Source organism: Achromobacter sp. JCM 18799, assembly GCF_055395645.1.
The window spans coordinates 3,832,781-3,849,877 of sequence record NZ_AP043866.1; the positions used below are offsets into that span (position 1 = coordinate 3,832,781).

The following is a 17,097-nucleotide window of genomic DNA, read 5'->3' on the forward strand; positions in this document are numbered from 1 at the left end:
CCTAGCGCTTCAACGCATTCGACAGCCGCAGCACCGCGGCTTCGATCTCGTAGGCCGTCAGCGAGGCATAGCCCAGCAGCCAGCCCTGCTGCTTGTGATCGCCCGCATAGAGCCGGCTCAGTCCGGGCAGCCGCAGGCCTGCGGCCTCGGCCTGGCGGATGGTCTGTTCCTCGGACCATCCGCGCTCGAGCAGGCATGGGATCTGCAACCCTCCGGGAGGCCTGTAGGCCTGCACGACGCCGCCGAGCTGCTTGCCCAGCGACTCCAGCAACACCTGCCGTCGTCCCGCGTACAGTTTTCGCATGGCTCGCACGTGCGAGTTGTAATGGCCGTCGTCCATGAAGCGCGCCAGCGTCAGCTGCAGGATCTGCGGCGTATGCCCGTCCATGATGCTGCGCGCTCGGGCAAAGGCATCGACCAGGCCGGGCGGCAGCGCCATGTATCCCATCCTGAGGCCCGGATACAGCGTCTTGCTGAACGTGCCCAGGTAGAGGGTGCGCTGGTGCATGTCCAGCCCCTGCACGCAGGCTGTAGGCAGGCCGTCGTAGTGGAATTCGCTGTCGTAGTCGTCCTCGATGATCCACTTGCCGTGTTCCGCCGCCCAGCCGATCAGATCCAGCCTGCGCTCAAGCGACAACGTCACGCCGGTGGGGTATTGGTGCGACGGCGTCACGTACACGCAGTTGGCGCCGCTGCGGTCCGCGCGCAGCAGGTCCAGGCGTATGCCCTGCGCGTCGACGTCAATGGGCACGATGCGCGTTTCCGCGGATTCGAAGGCCTTGCGGGCGCCGAAGTAACCGGGGTTTTCCATCAGGATGGGCTTGCCGGCGTCCGCCAGCAATTGCGCGCACAGGAACAGGGCCTGGCGGGTGCTGCTCAACACCAGCACCTGCTCGGGCAAGACCTTGGCCCCGCGCTCCAGGTTCAGGTAGGCGGCGATGGCGCGGCGCAAGGGCTCGGCGCCCTGCGGGTCGCCATGCAGCAGCACATGGCTGCGGTAGTCCTTCAGGACCTGGCGCTGCAACCGTTCCCAAACGTCGGTGGGAAAGGTGCGGGTTTCCGGCAGCCCCGTGGCGAACGCCTTGATGACCTGCTGGTCCGCGACCCCGCCGCTGTCCAGGATCATGCGCCCGCGCCGGCTCAGCCCCGCCCCTGCCGGTAGCGCGCCCAGCTTGCCATCCAACTTCGCACGCCTGCGCGCGGCGCCGCGCAGTTCGGTGCTCACGGTCTGCGACACGTAGCTGCCCGAGCCCTCGCGCCGCACGATGTAACCGTCGCGATGCAACTGCACATAGGCGTTCTCCACAGTATCGCGCGCCACCCCCAGCGATTTGGCCAATCCGCGGGTCGCGGGCAGCCTGAGGCCCGGCTCCAGCGCGCCGTCCAGGATCAGGGCGCGCAGCGCCCGCTGGATCCTCTGATGCAGCTCCAGGCGCTGGAGCTCCGCATCGTTCATGCGCATCTTCAGCGTATCCAGCTCGAAGGTCTTAGGCATGCGGTCTGCTCACAAGAAGAAAACTGGCCTGTCCGGGCCGGCCATTCTATCCGTAGACTCACCCCTTCGCCACGGCAACCGCGGGCGCAACCATGCAGGAGCCCGCGCCAGGCGGGGCAGGATCGGGAAACATGGCAAGGTCATACAACTTCAGCGCAGGTCCGGCGGCGCTGCCGCTGGAAGTGCTGCAGGAAGCGCACGAAGAGTTCTTCGATTTCGCGGGCACCGGCATGTCGGTGATGGAAATCAGCCACCGCTCGCGCGTGTTCATCGATATCGCGCGCCAGGCGGAATTGGACCTGCGGGCCATCCTGCAAATCCCCGACCGCTACAAGGTGCTGTTCCTGCAAGGCGGCGCTTCGCTGCAGTTCTCGCAGGTGCCGATGAACCTGCTGCGCGGCAAGGCGTCGGCGGACTATCTGCACACTGGACTCTGGTCCGGCAAGGCCATCGAGGCGGCGCGGCGCTACTGCAAGGTCCGCGTCGCGGCCAGCAGCGAGGCATCGGACTTCGACCGCATCCCCGCGCCCGGCGAATGGCGGCTTGACGCCGACGCGGCCTATCTGCACTACACGGAGAACGAGACGGTGCATGGCGTGCAGTTCCAGGCCGCGCCGGACGCATCCGTCCCGCTGGTGTGCGATGCCTGCTCCAGCCTGCTGTCCAAGCCGATTGACGTGTCCCGGCATGGTCTCATCTACGCCGCCGCGCAGAAAAACATGGGGCCGGCGGGCGTCACGGTCGTGGTGGTGGACGAAGCCTTGCTGGACGGCGCGCTGCCCATTACGCCCGATGTGCTGAACTATGCGCACGCCGCGCGGGCGGACTCGATGCTCAACACGCCCGCCACCTTCTCCTGGTATCTGACCGGGCTGACGCTGCGTTGGATCCGCCGGACCGGCGGCATGGAACGCATCCATCAGGCCAACCAGGCCAAGGCCGGGCTGCTGTACCGCGCCATCGACGCCAGCGGCGGCTTCTACCTCAACAAGGTCCGGCCGGAATTCCGGTCCATCAACAACGTGCCGTTCTTCCTGGCCGATTCCGCCCTGGAGCCCCTGTTTCTGCGCCAGGCCGAGAGCGCCGGGCTGATGGGGTTGAAGGGACACTCCCACACCGGCGGCGTCCGAGCCAGTCTCTACAACGCGGTCGACCTGCCGGCGGCGGCCGCGCTGGCCGATTTCATGACGGACTTCCAGCGCACGCGAGGCTGAAGCCGGCGCGGCAGCCCTAAAAAAGACACGGGAAGACCGGCATGGATTTCAGGCAGCTCAGGCAGTTCGTGGTTCTGGCCACGGAATTGAACTATCGCAAGGCGGCCGCCCGGCTGCACATGACCCAGCCTCCGCTCAGCGTCGCCATCAAGCGGCTCGAAACCGAGATCGGCGCGGACCTCTTCGAGCGGGACCGCCTGGGCGTGCGCCTCACCGTCGCTGGCGGCGCCTTTCTTCGCGAAGCGAAGCGCCTGCTGGAAGGCGCCGACGCCGCACTGCAGGCCGCACGCGATGCGGCCGAAGGACGCATGGGTACGCTGCGGGTATGCGCGGTGCCCAGCGCCGCGTTGAACCTGCTGCCGCGCATCCTGCCCGAATTCGCACAGCGCTTTCCGCACATACGCCTGCGACTGACCAGCGGCAGCACCGTCGGCATCCTGGCGGGACTGCAGCGCGGCGAGCTGGACGCGGCATTCCTGGTGCCGCCCGCGTCCGGGGTGCCGGGCATCGCAATCACGGCCTTGCGGCGGGAGAGGCTGACGCTGGCCGTGCCTGCCGGCCATCGGATGGCGGGCATGAATAGCGCCAGGCTCTCGGACCTGGCGGACGAAACGCTGGTGACCCTGGCGCACTCCGACAGCCCGGGATTCGCGGGAGAGATCGTCGCGGCCTGCCAGCGTGCGGGATTCCATCCCCGAGTCCTGCAGGAATCGTCCCACGCCCTCATCAGCCTGCCGCTCATCGCCGCGGGCCTGGGCGTCGCCATCGTCCCGGCGGCGCTGCGCCGGATCGCCATCGACAACGTGGCTTATGTGGACCTCATGGACGTGGCCGGCGCGCCCTTGACCTACGCCATGGCGCTGGCGGCGCCCGCCGAGTCCATGAATCCGGCGGTCCGCTGGTTCATCGACGTGGCCCACGAGGTGCTGGGCGCGCAATCAGCCTGAGGCCCCCCCGGGGCTTACTGCGCCGGTCGCGAAAGAATGCCCGCCCACTTTTTCTGTTCGGCCACGACCCGCTGCTCGAACGCCGCCTGCGATCCATCCACGGGTTCGCTGCCGCGCGCGTAGATCTTGTCCTGCACAGACGGGCTTTTTGCCACCGCGGCGATGGCCGTGTTCAGGCGCGCAACCACATCGGCCGGCGTGCCTTTGGGAACGGCAATGCCCGACAGCGATCCGCCTTCCACGTCCTTGCCCAGCACCTCCTTGACCGTAGGAATGTCAGGCAGGTTGGCCAGGCGTCGCGACGAAGTCACCGCGTAGGGCCGAATCTGCTTCGCCTCGACGAATCCCACCGCGGTAACGGCGGAAACGGCCGTCAGATCCGTGTTGCGGCTCATCACCGCCGTCATGGACTCCGATCCGCTCTTGTAAGGCACATGCAGCATCCTCACGCCGGTCGCCTGTTGCAGCAGCTCCAGGACTTGATAGTTGTCGGAACCTTCACCCGCCGTCGAAAACGCGATCTTGTCGGCCTGGGTCGACGCGGCCTTGATGATTTCCGGCAGCGACGCATACGGGCTGTCCGCGCCCACGGCCAGCACCGTGGGCGTATTGGCCAGCATGGCGACGTAGGTGAAGTCCTGGTTCGGATCGTAGGGCAGCTTCTTGTAGATCAGCGGATTGACCGCGACCATGCCGTTGGTGATCACCAGCAGCGTGTAGCCGTCGGCGGGCGACTTCGCCACCGCGCCCGCGGCGATGGAACCGCCCGCGCCGCCGCGGTTCTCCACCACCACCGGCTGGCCCAGTTCGCGCGTCAGCCCCTCGGCGAAGACCCGCGCCGTGGTGTCGGTCACGCCGCCCGCGCCGAACGGCACGATCAGGCGTATGGGCTGGTCGGGATATGGCCCCGCCCATGCCGCAGCCGGAAGCATTACACCCAACACAGCCGCCATGCAGCGGCGCAATCCCTTGTTCATCGCGTTATCTCCATTTTTTTGAGGATTTCAAGAAGCCGTCGTTCCAGGTCCGGGGCCAGCGGCGCCAGCGGCGCGCGCAGATGGCCGCTGTCCAGGCCGCGCAAGCGCAGGCCTGCGGCCACCGTCCGCGGCAGACCGTGGTCCATGAGAAAGTTCAAGAGATCGATCTGGCGGCCGAACCACTCGTCCGCGCCACGCGCGTCGCCGGCCATGGCGCAGCGATACAGGTTCAGGGCGAATGACGCGCTGACGTTGGCCGACGCCGTGCACCAGCCCGCCGCCCCCTCCGCGAACCCGGTCCGCGCCATGCAATTCAGGCCGATGTACACCGCTGTCCGGTCCGGGCAGGCCGCGCGCAGCCGCGCGATCTTGGTCGGATCCGGACTGCTTTCCTTGATCATGGTGACGTTGGGCAGCTCGGCCAGCCGGGCCAGGAACTCCACGGGCAGGTCCATGCCCGTGGTGAACGGATTGTTGTAGACCATCACCGGTGTGGAGACCGATACGCAGACCTCGCGGTAGTAGGCGTGGATTTCGTCCTGGGTCAGCTTCCAGTAGGTGCTGGGCAATAGCTGCAAGGCTGCGGCGCCCGCGCGTTCCGCGTAGCGCGCGTGGCGCACCGTGCTGGCGGTACTCAGGCTGGACACGCCCGCGAGCACGGGCAGCCGCCCGCGCGCCGCCTGGATGACGGTGTCGATGACGGCCTCGCGCTCGCCGTCGTCCAGGTAAGGCAGGCAGCCGACGCTGCCCAGCGGCGCCAGCGCATGCACGCCCTCGCCGATCAGGCGCTCTACGTGCGCTTCCAAGAGCGCGTGGTCCACCCGCCCGCGTTCATCGCAAGGCGTCAGCAGGTAGCCGATGATTCCCTTCAAGTGCATCGCTCGTTCTCCATGTCCGCTTGCAGTCTAGGGAGGCCGCCCCGGCCGGTCCAATACCTATTTCCAGGGCGCCTGATAGCTCCCGCCCGCGCTGCCGCGCGAGCGAATCTTGTATCCAGTAATTCCCGCGCAAGGCCGATAGACTTTCCCGGCCACTCACCAAGGAGCAAGCCATGAGCAGCAATGACGTTCTCGACCACGCGCAGGCCCACCACATGCCGGAGTACCGCAGGCCGGAGGACATGGAATGGGAAATGGGCCGGTTCAAGAACAAGACGAAGTTCCTCTTCCACACGCGGGCAGAACGCCCCACCGAACCCAACGCGGGATTTCTGCGCTATGAACCGGGCGCGGGCTTCCGTCTGCACAAGCATGACTTCGCCCAGGTCTGGTACGTGATCGAAGGGGAATTCAACATGGGCGGAAAGATGTACGGCCCCGGCACCGTGGTGTTCCATCCGGACCCGCACATCGAGGAGGCCCTCAGCACCGAGACGGGCGGCACCTTGTTCTTCGTCCAGTATCAGGGTCCCACGACCGGCGGCCGGCCGGTGTACGAAGGCCGCATGAACATCAAGGGCGAGCCGCCCGCGATCACCGCGCAGGATCTGGAGCACTGATACGCGGTTCCCCGGGCGGCAGCCAGGACTGGCAGCCGCCCACGGCAGGACTGTCAAGACCGGCCCGCCCACCAAGAAATAGAACATTCCAAGGAGACAACCCTCATGCACGCACGATTTCTGCGCGCCAGCCTCGCGTCGTTGACGTTTTCGCTTGCCGCTCAGGCTCAGGCCCAGGCAGTAGTCGACTGGCCCGAGCGCCCCATCACGCTGGTCGTGCCGTTCGGCGCCGGCGGCATCACCGACCTCACCGCCCGCACCGTGGCCAAACAGCTGCAGGCCGAGCTCGGCAAGCCGGTAGTCGTGGAGAACAAGCCCGGCGCCGGCGGCAACATCGCCGCCGACATCGTGGCCCGGGCCAAGCCCGACGGCTACACGTTGATGGTGATCACCAACGGCATGGTCGCGGTCAATCCGCTCATCCACAAGCAGCTGAACTACGACGCGCTCAAGGATTTCGCCTACGTCTCCATGATCGCCAATACACCGCTGGCCCTGGTCGTGCCCCAAAGCTCGCCGATCCAGGACCTGCCGGCGCTGGTGGCGCGGGCCCGCAGCCGGCCGGATGCCGTCTCCTTCGCCAGCGCCGGACAAGGCACCTCGATACACCAGGTATTCGCCCTGATGCAGCAGCAGACCGGCGCCACGCTCATGCACGTGCCCTACAAGAGCGGCGCGGAAGCCGCCACCGCCCTGCTTTCGGGGGTGGTGGACGTGACGGCGGTCGAGACCGTGGTGGTCGGGCCGTTCATCCAGTCCGGAAGGATGCGCGCGCTGGGCGTGACCTCGGCACAACGGGTGTCGAACCTGGCTGACGTGCCCGCGGCCCGCGAAGCCCTGGGCGGCGATTTCGATGTAGGCTCGATATCCGGACTGGTAGCCCCAGCCGCCACGCCGCAGAGCATCCTCGACAAGCTGGAACAGGCGATGCAGGCGGTGGCGCAAAGCGAGGGCATGGCGCAGCTCCATGCGCAAGGCAGCCAGCCCATGCCTGCGGGATCGCAGGTCTTTCTGGAGCGCATGCGCCAGGAACAGCAGAAGTGGCGCCTGGTATTCTCCGCGGAGCCCGGGAAGTAGCCCGCGGAGAATAGCCGCAGCCGTCAAGAACAGGGGAGTCGGGCCATGGATCGCATATATCCCGCCGCGGAAGAACTGGTGCAGCATCTGGTGGAGTCGATCTCCGCGAAGATCTTCAACGGCGCCTACGCGCCTGGGCAGAAGCTGCGGCAGGAGACCCTGGCCGAAGAATACGACGTCAGCCGCACGCCGGTGCGCGAAGCGTTCCGGCAGCTGGAGACCAAGGGCCTGATCGTGCAGCAGCCGCGCTACGGCGCCACGGTGGTGGCGCCGACCCTCAAGGACATAGGCGCGAATTACTGGCTGCGTGGCGAACTGGAGGGCATGGCGGCCGAGCTGGCGGCGCGCTGGATATCCGACGCCGATCTGCAAAGACTGCAGGCCACGCACGCCGAATGCGCCGAGGCGGTCGCCGCGCTGTATGCCGAGGTCAACGCCGGCGGCGCGGCCGCGCCGCGCCAGGCCGCCGCGCCCATGCGGCATTGGGTGGTCAAGAACCATGAGTTCCATGCCCTGATCTTCCGCGCCGCCGGCAATCCGTCGCTGGAGCGCATCATCAAGGACCTGCACACGGACTACACCAAGAACATCCTCAACATGACCGTGCTGGGCATGTACGAGACCCGCATGAAGAAGAACGTCGAACATCATGCCACCATCGTCGAGGCGCTGACGACGCGCGACACCGCAGCGTCGCGCGCAGCCATGCGCACGCATATCCATGAGTCCGGCGAGTTCGTGGTGGACTGGCTGCAAAAGCGTCCCGCAGGCCGCAAGCCGCCACGGTAGCTGCGCCCCCGATTCGGCCGAAAGCCACGTGCTACCATGCCGGCGGAAGGGCGCAACGCAGACGCCAGGGACACGGATCAGCCTGGCCACCCGCAAGCCGTGGAGCGCCTGCCGACCCGCACAGGAAGCGACACGGATTCGAGCATGAGCGAGACCAGGAACACGTCTAGATCCTCGATCGAGATTTCGGAAGAAATTCTGCGGCGGATCAGGAACGGGCAATACCTGCCCGGCGATGCCTTGAGCCAATACGAGCTGGCGACCGAGTTCGAAACCAGCCGCACCCCCATCCGCGAAGCCTTGCGGTTTCTCGAAGCGCGGCGCGCCATCACGCTGACCAGTACCGGCCGCGCCGTGGTCACCGTGCCATCCATCCGCGCCATCCGCGAAGCCTTCCAGATCCGCGCCGAACTCGAAGGGCTGGCCGCGCAACTGGCGGTGGACTGGATCGACGACCATGACCTGGAGCTGCTGGCGCAGCACCAAAAGCACTACGCCGATGCCCTGCGTTCGCGCGTGCGCAGCGAAAGCGGTTCCGACTGGCTGAAGTTCAACGCCAAATTCCACAGCCTGATCACCCAGGCCAGCCACAACGAACGTCTGCACGAGCTGGCCGCCGAGTTGCAGGGCAGCATCGTTTCCAACGTGCTGGGGTTCGCCTCGAAGATGCCGCCCCGCCTGATGGAAGAGAACATCAAGCAGCACGAGGACATCATCGCGGCGCTGACCCTGCGCAATGGCCCCGCCGCTCGCGAAGCGATGGCCACGCACATATCCCGGACGACCGAACTCGTCATCGAATGGATGGAGTCGCGGCGCTAGCCAGCTTTGCGCCGCCCGAGCCTTGCGGCTTCCCATAGGGACGCATCAACACGCCGCACGCCGCCGCGACCAATCCCAGTCCCGCCAGATACAGCACGATGAACCGCGGCGATCCTCCGCCCAGGGACAGCAGGTACGTCGCCACCAACGGCGCGGTGCCGCCGCCTATCGCCCCACCTATCTGCACGGCCAGCGAGATGCCGGTATAGCGGACGTCCGGCGGGAACATGCTGGAAAAGAGGCTGGACTCCTGCGCATACATCGCGGCGTATACCAAGCCGAACGCCACCAGCATCGCGATGTTCGTGTGATAGGCCGTCTTCTCATCCAGCAGCGAGAAGAACGTCGCGCTGAACAGCGAGATTCCCAGCGCGCCGGCGATGAATATCGCCCGCTTGCTGATCATGTCGCCCAGCAGCCCGAACAGCGGGATGGTGAACAAGGCCCCGACCGCTCCCCAAATGACACCCGTCAAGATGGTTTCGCGCGGCAGCCCCAGCGTACCCACGGCATAGGTCAATGAGAACGTCGCCAGCGTATAGAACCAGGTCTTTTCGGAGATGCAGGCCACCAGCGCGGTCAACACGGGAACCTTGTGCTCTCGGAGCACCGTCTTCAAGGGCAGCGCATCCTGTTTCGGCTGGGCCTGCGCCTGCTTGAATTCCGGCGATTCGCTGACCTTGGCCCGGATGTACCAACCGACCAGCAGCAGGAACACGCTTGCAAGGAATGGCAGCCGCCAGCCCCAGCTCAACATGTCCGCCTCCGGCAACCTGGAGACCGCGCCCATCGCCAGCGACGAGAGGATCAGGCCGGGCGCGACCCCGACCTGCGGCAGGCTGCCGAACAGGCCCTTCTTGCCTTCGGGCGCGTGCTCCACCGCCATCAGCACGGCTCCGCCCCACTCGCCGCCCACCGCCAGGCCTTGCAGGAAACGGAAGAAGACCAGGGCCACCGCGCCCCAGTAGCCGATCGTCTCATAGCTGGGCGTAAGTCCGATCAGGATGGTGGGCACGCCCATCAGCATCAGGCTGATCATCAGCATCGACTTGCGGCCGACGCGGTCGCCGAAATGCCCGAAGACGATGCCGCCCAGCGGGCGCGCAATGAAACCGACCGCATAGGTGCCAAAGGCCGCCAGCGTCCCGCTGATGGGATCGATCGCGGGAAAGTAGATCTTGTTGAAAATCAGCGCAGCCGCAATGCCGTAAAGAAAGAAGTCATACCACTCGATGGTGGTCCCGATCATGCTGGACAGTCCCGCGGTCACGTAATGCTTCTTCGAGCGCGAGGACGGCTGTTGTGAGATGGCGTTCATCCCGGTCTCCCTTGTTTTCTTTTTTTGCGCCCGACTACACGGCGGTGGTCTCTTCCGCCAGGCTCTTGCGCTCGCTGACGTTGAAGCGGCCTTCGTAGATCGCGCCCTGGTGGGTGTGCGGGCCGACGTACTGCACGTACAGGATCGTGCCGGCCTCGATGGTTTCCAGCTTGCTTTCGAAATGGGGATCCGGATGGAAGATCATCGAACCCTTGCCGTGGAGCTTGCCTTCGATGAGGAACTTGCCGTCCAGGATGTACCAGATCTGCGCGAAGTAATGGTTGTGCAGCGGGTGTCCCGATCCCTTTTCGTAACGCACGATGCCGGCGTTCGGAATGGTCGGATCCTCCGCCGTCGGATGGAACATCATCTTCGCGAACTGGCCTTCGTAGCGCAGGTTGGTCCACTCGAGGTCGTCCTCGTGCCGGGCGCGCATGCCCTGATGGTCCTCGGTCAGCGGACCGCCGCGGCCGCCCTCGTTGATGATCTGCTTGCCTGTGATGGTGTCGATGCTGCTCATGTGCTGTCCGTCCTGAAGAAAGAAAAGTGACAAACACAAATGGGATCCCATTTGCATAAAACGGGATCCTATTGATCACATGCCAAAGCGGCTACTGGGTTTAACCCTTAGATTCAGCGGGAGAGATGGCGAGCGGAAGAAACGCCGAGAGCCGCGGGCCGCGGCGGGTTGGAACGGGGCGCGGCGCGGCCCTTGCGCCTATGCAAGGCTACGGTTGCGAAGCGCCCTGGCCGCCGGCAGGCGCCAGGGCATGGGACGGACTCAGAGCTGGTCCAGCCATTGCTCCATCGCCTGGCGCGCGACGTGTTCAAGCCGGGGACCATAACGCCGCGCGTCCTCGCGGATGACCGCGGGATCGATCTGGCGCAGGCTCAGTTCGCAGGCATGGCCGATCAGCCAACGCTCGATCTGCGAGGAATCCGCCTCCAGGTGGAACTGCAGGCCCAGTATCCTGGGTCCCAGCGCGAACGCCTGGTTCGGAAAACCCGGCGTTTCGGCCAGGCGCGCTGCGCCTTCGGGGATGGCGAACTGGTCCCCATGCCAATGCAGCACAGGCACGGACTCGACCGCGCTCAGCACGGAATCCTGTCCTTGCGGCGTAAGCGTCAACGGCGCATAGCCGATCTCGGCGCGGCCGGTGGACACCACGTCCGCGCCCAGCGCCGCCGCCATGAGTTGCGCGCCCAGACAGATGCCCAGGGTCGGTTTGTCCTGGCGCAGACGCTGCGCGATGGCGCGCAGCTCCTGCTCCAGGAAGGGATAGCGGCCGGTTTCATAGACGCCGATCGGGCCGCCCAGGATCACGACGAGGTCAGCGTCGGCCAGGGTGGCGGCGTCAATGGCGTCGATGCCGGCCTCCAGGTATCGCACGCTATAGCCGCGATCAGCCAGGACCGGCGCCAATATGCCCAGGTCTTCAAAGGGAACATGGCGGATCGCCAAAGCGCTGAGGCTCATTCCAGGGACTCCTATTGCGGGCTCGGATGGCGGTCCAGCCCGCCCAGCAAGCCTTCGGGGGTTGAGACGAACAGGTTTTCCGACGCCAGCAGCCGTATGCCTTGCGGCGTGCTTTCCAGCAGGCGCCGTTCGCCTTCGGCAACCTGCAAGCTGAGCTGATAGCCGTCCTTGGCCGGCAGGCGCGCCGCGATGTCGCGGCTGTCGTCCAGCGCGGACGCCGCAGTGGACTCGAAATGGCCGATCAGGCGGCCGTCACGCTTGATGATGAGTCGGTACACCGGCATGCGCGCTACTCCAGGGAGCCGGACGCGCGCGATTCCGCGCCGTTGTCGGTCGGCCAGTAGTAGGAATCGGGCGTGTTGCGCGCGCCGAAGATGGCTTGACCGACGCGGACCACCGTGGCCCCTTCCTCGATGGCGATCTCGTAATCGCCCGACATGCCCATGGACAAATCATCCAGGCCGATGCCCGCCGGCGCGTCCTGGCGCAATTGGTCGCGCAGCGTGCGCAACAGCACGAAGCACTCGCGCACGCGCGCGGCTTCGGCCGAGAACAGCGCCAGGGTCATCAGGCCGCGCACCCGCAGTCCCGAGAATGCAGGCAGTTCGCGCAGGAAGGCCGCGGTCTCGTCCGGCTGCAACCCATACTTGCTGGCTTCGCCCGAGGTGTTGACCTGCACGAACACGTCCAGCTGACGGCCTTCCGCTTGCAGCCGGCGGTCCAGCGCTTCGGCGACCCGCAGGCTGTCGAGCGCCTGGAACTCGGCCGCATAGCGGGCCACGAGCTTGGCCTTGTTGGTTTGCAGGTGGCCGATGACAGACCATCGCAGATCGGTCAGGTCGGCCATGGCTTCCCATTTCCTCGACACTTCCTGCAGCTTGTTCTCCCCCAGATAGCGGCAGCCAGCCTCGTAGGCCAGCCGAATGCGCGCTTCCTCCACCGTCTTGCTCACGGGCAGCAGCCGCACCGCGGCCGGATCGCGGCCGGCGCGGCGCGCGGCATCGGCGATGCGTCCGTTGACCGTGGCCAGATTGCGGCGAAAGTCCTCGACCGACTGCGCCTGCGGCCAGCGGCCATGCTGGTCATGCTGTGTCTGGGTGTCCTTGTCTTGCCCAGGGTCTTGCTCGCTCATGCCTCAACCTCGCGGAGGAACAACGGCAGGCGTTTTCCATTACGCTTATGCCGTCTGAAGTTTTGTCATAGGTCAATATTATCACGCCGGCGCGAAGCCGGCTGATGCTACGCGTTGGCGGCCAGCCACTCGCGCGGTGAAACCCCCATCCGCTGCCGGAACGCCTTGGACAGGGACGAGGCGCTGGCAAACCCCAGTTCCGCCGCCACCAGCTTGACCGCGCGGCCAGACCGCATCATGGACGCCGCAAGGCTCAGGCGCCAGTCGGTCAGGTAGGCCGCAGGCGTGGCGCCGGTAGCGTCCTTGAAGGCTGCCGCAAAGGCGCTGCGCGACATGCCCGCCATCGCCGCCATCCTGGCCAGGGACCAGTCTTCATACGGCGAGCGGTGCAACGCCACCAGCGCCCTGGCCAGACGGGGATCCGACAGGCCCATCACCAGGCCGCTGGTCACGCCCACCTCCTCCGGATGGTCGAGTATCCACCGGAGCAGCTGGATCAGGACCACCTCGAACAGGCGGTCGGCCAACAGGCGCGAGCCGCAGCGCACGTGATCCGCCTCGGCGAACAGCAGGTCCAGCGCGGGCCGCAAGCCTTCGACCGCGTCCAGCGGGATCCGCACCACGGACGGCAAGGATTGGACGATGGGATTGCGTTCGCCGCCGTCGAAATCCAACGCCGCGCAGGTGAAATCGGAACCGTCCCGCGGCGGGTTCACGAACTCGTGATGCACGGCGCGCGGGTAGAACAGCAGGGTCGGCTCGGCCAGGCGCAGGCGTGGCGTGGCGGTCTCGCCCGGCCGATGCCGTACCTCCATCTCGCCCCGGCGCAGCACGTGCAGAAAGCCGCGTCCCGGCACGGCTTCGAAGGCCTGGGTGCCGCATAGCGCACCGGTGTGGAACAGCGTGGCACGCACCCGGAAACGGTCCAGCAGCGCCGACAGCCGGTCAACCTGGAGAGGAAGAGGATCGCTCATATCTTGGACGAAATGACAATTTTTCAGGATTAAAAAACACCTTGCGTCCAGGCATTCTACGTACGATTTCTCCAGCCCGTCCGAAACCGGCGGCCTTTTTTTCATTTCCAGGAGTTACCGACATGTCCCGAGTCCCTCTTATCGATGCCAGCAGCGCCAGCGCGGACCGCAAGGCGCTGCTCACGCAGATCCACGGCGCCTTTGGCGCAACGCCGAACATGTTCAGGGCCGTGGCCAATTCGCCGGCGGCGCTGCAGAGCATGTGGGGCGCCTTCGGCGCGCTGGGCGGCGGCGTCATTCCCGCCAAGCTGGGCGAACAGATCGCGGTGGCGGTAGCCGACCGCAACGCTTGCGAATACTGCCTTGCGGCCCATACGGCCCTGGGCCGCAAGGCCGGCGCCAGCGCCGAAGAAATGGCGGCCGCGCAAGGCGGCGACGCCACCGATCCCAAGACCGCCGCGGCGCTGCGCTTTGCGCTCAAGCTGGTGGAAGCGCGCGGGCAAGTAAGCGACGGTGACGTGCAGGCCGTGCGCGCGGCAGGCTACAGCGACCAGGAGATCGTCGAGATTCTGGCGCACGTTGCGCTCAACCTGTTCACCAACTACGTCAACGTGGCGTTTGCCGTGCCGGTGGAATTCCCGGCCGTGAAACTGCGCCGCGCCGCGTAGCAAGGCAACCGCGGCCGGCGGCGCGTGATTGCTCCGCCGGCCGCCTCACTGGAGTCTTCTGATGCCACGATCCGACACCCACACCGACGTACTGCCCCCGCCCTTGCAAGCGGACGAATGGCTGAATGCGGATGGTCCCATCGACCTCGCCGCCCTGCGCGGCAAGGTCGTGCTGCTGCATGCGTTCCAGATGCTATGCCCCGGGTGCCTGTCGCATGGGCTGCCCCAAGCCGAACGCGTGCACCGGCTGTTCCGCGGCCAGGATGTCGCGGTCATCGGCCTGCATACCGTGTTCGAACACCACGACGTCATGGGTCCGGCCGCGTTGCGGGCCTTCAATCACGAGTACCGCTGGAGCTTTCCCATCGGCATCGACCGGCCAGCGGCGGCGAGCTCCATCCCAATGACCATGCAAGCCTACGGCTTGCGCGGCACGCCCAGCCTGGTCCTGTTGGACCGCCAGGGACGCGTGCGCTTGCAGCACTTTGGCAGCATCGACGACCTGGCCCTGGGCGCGGCCATCGGCAGGCTGCTGGCGGAGAACGATGCTCCTGCGGAACATGCGGCCGCATCAGATGATCCCGCCCGCGACGAGTGCAACGCGGAAAGCTGCCCCGCGCCGCGTCCGCAATAGGCGCCGCGGACCCCGCCCGTGCGGCTATGGCTGGACCTGGGTGCGCAGCGCGCGCACCAGACAGGCCGCCTGCTCCTCGGTACCCACGGAAATGCGCAGGTATTGCTCCACGCGCGGCCGCGGAAAATGGCGCACCAGTATTTTCGCGTCCCGCAGGCCGGCCGCGAGCGACCGCGCGTCGAAACGCGGATGGCGGACGAACAGAAAGTTCGCCTGTGACGGCAAGACCTCGAAGCCCATCAGCCGCAAATGCGCGCAGAGCAACGTACGGGTGCCGATGATGGCCTGCCGCGTCTCCTCGAAATAGGCCCGGTCCTGAAACGCCGCTGCGGCGCCCGCCTGGGCCAGCCGCCCGAGCGGATAGGAATTGAAGCTGTTCTTCACCCGCTCCAGCGCGGCGATCAACGGCGCCTGTCCCATGGCGAACCCCACGCGCAGGCCGGCCAGCGCCCTGGACTTCGACAGCGTCTGAACCACCAGCAGATTAGGATATTGCTCCACCAACGCAATGGCGGATTGCCCGCCGAAGTCCACATAGGCCTCGTCGACCAGCACCAACCGGCGAGGCTGGATCTCCAGCAACCGCTGCACGCGATCCAGCGGCAGGCACTCTCCCGTGGGCGCGTTCGGGTTGGCGATCACAATGCCGGCTATGCCGGCATCCGCGGCGCCCAGCGCCGCGAATCCGTCCAGGTCCAGCCTCAAGCGCTCGTCCACCGCGATCTGCGCACAGCGTATGCCGAACAGGCGGCAATACACCTCATAAAAGCCGTAGGTCACGTCCGCCATCAGCAAGGGCTGGACACCGTGCTGGAAGAACGCGCAGAACGCCAGCGCCAGCACTTCGTCGGAACCGTTGCCGGCGAAGACTTGCTCCAGCGGCACTCCGTGGTACTGCGCGATGGCCGCGCGCAAATGCGCGGCCTGCGGGTCCGGATAGCGCTCCAGGCCATCGGCAGCCGCCGCGGCGATGGCCGCTATCGCGGCCGGTGACGGCGGATAGGGATTCTCGTTGGTGTTGAGCTTGATCCATCCGTTTCCCGGAGCCTGCTCTCCAGGCACATAGGGCGACAAGGTTTCAACGCGCGGGCTGTGTAGGGAAACCATGTTGTTGCGGCAGCGGCCTCTCGGTAAGCGATCGACGGGATTCTTACTGTGTATTTTGTCCTATGCCATACTACACTATGATTCAGGACAATATCCGCCATCACGCACAGCCGCGAGTTTCATGTCGACCTCTCTTTCCCTGTTTGTCCACCGCATCGCGCCCAAGCGCTGGCTGACGCGTTGCGCCGGCCGGCTGGCCTCATGCCGCCAGCCATGGGTAGCCCAGCCGCTGATACGCGGCTACGCCAAGTGGTACGGCATCGATCTGAACGAAGCGCTGCACGCCGACCCGAAGGCCTATGCCAGCTTCAATGCCTTCTTCGCGCGCGCCCTGCGCCCGGGCGCGCGCAAGCTGGCCGATGCGGACTGGACCAGCCCCGCGGACGGCACCGTCAGCCAGTTCGGCCGCATCAGCCTGGGACAGCTGATCCAGGCCAAGCAGCGCCGATACAGCGCGGCTGCGCTGCTGGCCGATGCGGACCTGGCGCGCGCGTTGGGAGGCGGCTGGTTCACCACGATCTACCTGAGTCCGCGCGACTATCACCGGGTGCACATGCCCTGCGAGGGACGCCTGCTGGGCATGCGCCATGTGCCAGGGACGCTGTACTCCGTCCGGCCGGAGATCGTGCAGGGCATGGATGGCCTGCTGGCGCGCAATGAGCGGCTGGTTTGCTGGTTCGAGCATCCCCTCCATGGCGTCTACGCCATGGTGCTGGTGGGGGCCGCCATCGTCGGCAGCATCGCCACGGCCTGGCATGGCCAAGTGGCGCCGCATGGCCGGCGCATCCAGCAATGGGACTACGGCAGCCTGGCTCCCTTGCGCTTGCCGCAAGGCGCCGAGATGGGACATTTCCAGTTGGGGTCGACCGTGGTGGTGCTGATGCCGGGCAGCGCCTGGCGCTTCCATCCCGGCTGGAAGACAGGGCGCGCCGTCAGATTGGGACAAGCCATGGCCGACCGGCGTTGAC

The 17,097-nt window shown here is 66.3% G+C and carries 19 protein-coding genes; 9 read left to right on the forward strand and 10 right to left on the reverse strand.

Annotated features, from left to right (window positions below; all coding sequences use genetic code 11):
* Position 1: 1 nt before the first annotated feature.
* Positions 2 to 1,495: a MocR-like pyridoxine biosynthesis transcription factor PdxR gene (gene pdxR, locus ACZ5YA_RS17980; protein ID WP_464091012.1), complete on the reverse strand. Its 1,494-nt coding sequence runs from the start codon at positions 1,493 to 1,495 to the stop codon at positions 2 to 4.
* A 131-nt stretch (positions 1,496 to 1,626) separates the two neighbouring features.
* Between pdxR and serC the strand changes: the two genes are divergently transcribed.
* Both serC and ACZ5YA_RS17990 read left to right on the forward strand, forming a co-directional pair.
* Positions 1,627 to 2,709 carry a 3-phosphoserine/phosphohydroxythreonine transaminase gene (gene serC, locus ACZ5YA_RS17985; RefSeq protein ID WP_280015636.1) on the forward strand — a complete coding sequence of 361 codons (1,083 nt, stop codon included), beginning with the start codon at positions 1,627 to 1,629 and terminating at the stop codon, positions 2,707 to 2,709.
* Positions 2,710 to 2,750: 41 nt separating this feature from the next.
* Positions 2,751 to 3,656: a LysR family transcriptional regulator gene (locus ACZ5YA_RS17990; RefSeq protein ID WP_464091013.1), complete on the forward strand. Its 906-nt coding sequence runs from the start codon at positions 2,751 to 2,753 to the stop codon at positions 3,654 to 3,656.
* Between the two features lie 14 nt (positions 3,657 to 3,670).
* On the opposite strand, the gene ACZ5YA_RS17995 is transcribed toward ACZ5YA_RS17990, so the two are convergent.
* Positions 3,671 to 4,633, reverse strand: a complete 963-nt coding sequence (locus ACZ5YA_RS17995) for a Bug family tripartite tricarboxylate transporter substrate binding protein (RefSeq protein ID WP_251878990.1) — start codon at positions 4,631 to 4,633, stop codon at positions 3,671 to 3,673.
* Entirely contained in the window at positions 4,630 to 5,511 is an 882-nt protein-coding gene (locus ACZ5YA_RS18000) for a dihydrodipicolinate synthase family protein (protein ID WP_059373849.1), read from the reverse strand. The genes ACZ5YA_RS17995 and ACZ5YA_RS18000 overlap by 4 nt, the downstream gene beginning before the upstream one ends.
* Before the next feature lie 173 nt (positions 5,512 to 5,684).
* Here ACZ5YA_RS18000 and ACZ5YA_RS18005 point away from each other — a divergent pair, with 173 nt between their 5' ends.
* From ACZ5YA_RS18005 to ACZ5YA_RS18020, 4 genes are all read left to right on the forward strand, one after another.
* On the forward strand, positions 5,685 to 6,131 hold the full coding sequence (locus tag ACZ5YA_RS18005; RefSeq protein WP_464091014.1) for a cupin domain-containing protein: 447 nt from the start codon (positions 5,685 to 5,687) through the stop codon (positions 6,129 to 6,131).
* A 105-nt stretch (positions 6,132 to 6,236) separates the two neighbouring features.
* Positions 6,237 to 7,208, forward strand: coding sequence for a tripartite tricarboxylate transporter substrate binding protein (locus ACZ5YA_RS18010; RefSeq protein WP_118931541.1), 972 nt, complete (start codon positions 6,237 to 6,239; stop codon positions 7,206 to 7,208).
* 45 nt (positions 7,209 to 7,253) lie between these two features.
* Complete coding sequence (locus tag ACZ5YA_RS18015; protein WP_464091015.1) at positions 7,254 to 7,997, forward strand: GntR family transcriptional regulator; 744 nt, start codon at positions 7,254 to 7,256, stop codon at positions 7,995 to 7,997.
* Between the two features lie 144 nt (positions 7,998 to 8,141).
* Positions 8,142 to 8,819, forward strand: coding sequence for a GntR family transcriptional regulator (locus tag ACZ5YA_RS18020; RefSeq protein ID WP_464091016.1), 678 nt, complete (start codon positions 8,142 to 8,144; stop codon positions 8,817 to 8,819).
* Here the strand turns inward: ACZ5YA_RS18020 and ACZ5YA_RS18025 are convergent.
* The 6 genes from ACZ5YA_RS18025 to ACZ5YA_RS18050 all read right to left on the reverse strand — a co-directional run bounded on the left by ACZ5YA_RS18025 (position 8,791) and on the right by ACZ5YA_RS18050 (position 13,720).
* Positions 8,791 to 10,137: an MFS transporter gene (locus ACZ5YA_RS18025; RefSeq protein WP_464091017.1), complete on the reverse strand. Its 1,347-nt coding sequence runs from the start codon at positions 10,135 to 10,137 to the stop codon at positions 8,791 to 8,793. The two genes, ACZ5YA_RS18020 and ACZ5YA_RS18025, sit on opposite strands and share 29 nt — an antisense overlap.
* A 34-nt stretch (positions 10,138 to 10,171) precedes the next feature.
* Positions 10,172 to 10,657, reverse strand: a complete 486-nt coding sequence (locus ACZ5YA_RS18030) for a cupin domain-containing protein (RefSeq protein ID WP_251878982.1) — start codon at positions 10,655 to 10,657, stop codon at positions 10,172 to 10,174.
* A gap of 261 nt (positions 10,658 to 10,918) precedes the next feature.
* Complete coding sequence (locus tag ACZ5YA_RS18035; RefSeq protein ID WP_464091018.1) at positions 10,919 to 11,614, reverse strand: glutamine amidotransferase; 696 nt, start codon at positions 11,612 to 11,614, stop codon at positions 10,919 to 10,921.
* Between the two features lie 11 nt (positions 11,615 to 11,625).
* Entirely contained in the window at positions 11,626 to 11,898 is a 273-nt protein-coding gene (locus tag ACZ5YA_RS18040; protein ID WP_054452121.1) for a hypothetical protein, read from the reverse strand.
* 5 nt (positions 11,899 to 11,903) lie between these two features.
* The gene (locus tag ACZ5YA_RS18045; protein ID WP_251878978.1) at positions 11,904 to 12,746 is read right to left on the reverse strand and encodes a YggS family pyridoxal phosphate-dependent enzyme; all 843 of its coding nucleotides are present in this window, start codon (positions 12,744 to 12,746) and stop codon (positions 11,904 to 11,906) included.
* A 107-nt stretch (positions 12,747 to 12,853) separates the two neighbouring features.
* A complete protein-coding gene (locus ACZ5YA_RS18050) occupies positions 12,854 to 13,720 on the reverse strand; it encodes an AraC family transcriptional regulator (protein ID WP_059373857.1) in 867 nt (288 codons plus the stop codon).
* Positions 13,721 to 13,842: 122 nt separating this feature from the next.
* Here ACZ5YA_RS18050 and ACZ5YA_RS18055 point away from each other — a divergent pair, with 122 nt between their 5' ends.
* Together ACZ5YA_RS18055 and ACZ5YA_RS18060 are read left to right on the forward strand one after the other, a co-directional pair.
* Complete coding sequence (locus tag ACZ5YA_RS18055) at positions 13,843 to 14,388, forward strand: carboxymuconolactone decarboxylase family protein (protein ID WP_464091019.1); 546 nt, start codon at positions 13,843 to 13,845, stop codon at positions 14,386 to 14,388.
* Positions 14,389 to 14,449: 61 nt separating this feature from the next.
* A complete protein-coding gene (locus ACZ5YA_RS18060) occupies positions 14,450 to 15,022 on the forward strand; it encodes a redoxin domain-containing protein (RefSeq protein ID WP_464091020.1) in 573 nt (190 codons plus the stop codon).
* A 24-nt stretch (positions 15,023 to 15,046) separates the two neighbouring features.
* On the opposite strand, the gene hisC is transcribed toward ACZ5YA_RS18060, so the two are convergent.
* Positions 15,047 to 16,129, reverse strand: a complete 1,083-nt coding sequence (hisC, locus tag ACZ5YA_RS18065) for a histidinol-phosphate transaminase (protein WP_059373860.1) — start codon at positions 16,127 to 16,129, stop codon at positions 15,047 to 15,049.
* A gap of 121 nt (positions 16,130 to 16,250) precedes the next feature.
* Here hisC and asd point away from each other — a divergent pair, with 121 nt between their 5' ends.
* A complete protein-coding gene (gene asd / locus ACZ5YA_RS18070; RefSeq protein WP_059373861.1) occupies positions 16,251 to 17,096 on the forward strand; it encodes an archaetidylserine decarboxylase in 846 nt (281 codons plus the stop codon).
* The last annotated feature ends 1 nt before the right edge of the window (position 17,097 follow it).

What these genes read in the sequence shown, in the direction of transcription:
- ACZ5YA_RS17995 (WP_251878990.1), bottom strand. Translation starts at nt 4,633, where the DNA reads ATGAACAAGGGATTGCGCCGCTGCATGGCGGCTGTGTTGGGTGTAATG.
- ACZ5YA_RS18055 (WP_464091019.1), top strand. Translation starts at nt 13,843, where the DNA reads ATGTCCCGAGTCCCTCTTATCGATGCCAGCAGCGCCAGCGCGGACCGC.
- ACZ5YA_RS18000 (WP_059373849.1), bottom strand. Translation starts at nt 5,511, where the DNA reads ATGCACTTGAAGGGAATCATCGGCTACCTGCTGACGCCTTGCGATGAA.
- ACZ5YA_RS18015 (WP_464091015.1), top strand. Translation starts at nt 7,254, where the DNA reads ATGGATCGCATATATCCCGCCGCGGAAGAACTGGTGCAGCATCTGGTG.
- ACZ5YA_RS18060 (WP_464091020.1), top strand. Translation starts at nt 14,450, where the DNA reads ATGCCACGATCCGACACCCACACCGACGTACTGCCCCCGCCCTTGCAA.
- ACZ5YA_RS18035 (WP_464091018.1), bottom strand. Translation starts at nt 11,614, where the DNA reads ATGAGCCTCAGCGCTTTGGCGATCCGCCATGTTCCCTTTGAAGACCTG.
- serC (WP_280015636.1), top strand. Translation starts at nt 1,627, where the DNA reads ATGGCAAGGTCATACAACTTCAGCGCAGGTCCGGCGGCGCTGCCGCTG.
- ACZ5YA_RS18005 (WP_464091014.1), top strand. Translation starts at nt 5,685, where the DNA reads ATGAGCAGCAATGACGTTCTCGACCACGCGCAGGCCCACCACATGCCG.
- ACZ5YA_RS18050 (WP_059373857.1), bottom strand. Translation starts at nt 13,720, where the DNA reads ATGAGCGATCCTCTTCCTCTCCAGGTTGACCGGCTGTCGGCGCTGCTG.
- ACZ5YA_RS18030 (WP_251878982.1), bottom strand. Translation starts at nt 10,657, where the DNA reads ATGAGCAGCATCGACACCATCACAGGCAAGCAGATCATCAACGAGGGC.
- ACZ5YA_RS18025 (WP_464091017.1), bottom strand. Translation starts at nt 10,137, where the DNA reads ATGAACGCCATCTCACAACAGCCGTCCTCGCGCTCGAAGAAGCATTAC.
- asd (WP_059373861.1), top strand. Translation starts at nt 16,251, where the DNA reads ATGTCGACCTCTCTTTCCCTGTTTGTCCACCGCATCGCGCCCAAGCGC.
- ACZ5YA_RS17990 (WP_464091013.1), top strand. Translation starts at nt 2,751, where the DNA reads ATGGATTTCAGGCAGCTCAGGCAGTTCGTGGTTCTGGCCACGGAATTG.
- hisC (WP_059373860.1), bottom strand. Translation starts at nt 16,129, where the DNA reads ATGGTTTCCCTACACAGCCCGCGCGTTGAAACCTTGTCGCCCTATGTG.
- pdxR (WP_464091012.1), bottom strand. Translation starts at nt 1,495, where the DNA reads ATGCCTAAGACCTTCGAGCTGGATACGCTGAAGATGCGCATGAACGAT.
- ACZ5YA_RS18040 (WP_054452121.1), bottom strand. Translation starts at nt 11,898, where the DNA reads ATGCCGGTGTACCGACTCATCATCAAGCGTGACGGCCGCCTGATCGGC.
- ACZ5YA_RS18020 (WP_464091016.1), top strand. Translation starts at nt 8,142, where the DNA reads ATGAGCGAGACCAGGAACACGTCTAGATCCTCGATCGAGATTTCGGAA.
- ACZ5YA_RS18045 (WP_251878978.1), bottom strand. Translation starts at nt 12,746, where the DNA reads ATGAGCGAGCAAGACCCTGGGCAAGACAAGGACACCCAGACACAGCAT.
- ACZ5YA_RS18010 (WP_118931541.1), top strand. Translation starts at nt 6,237, where the DNA reads ATGCACGCACGATTTCTGCGCGCCAGCCTCGCGTCGTTGACGTTTTCG.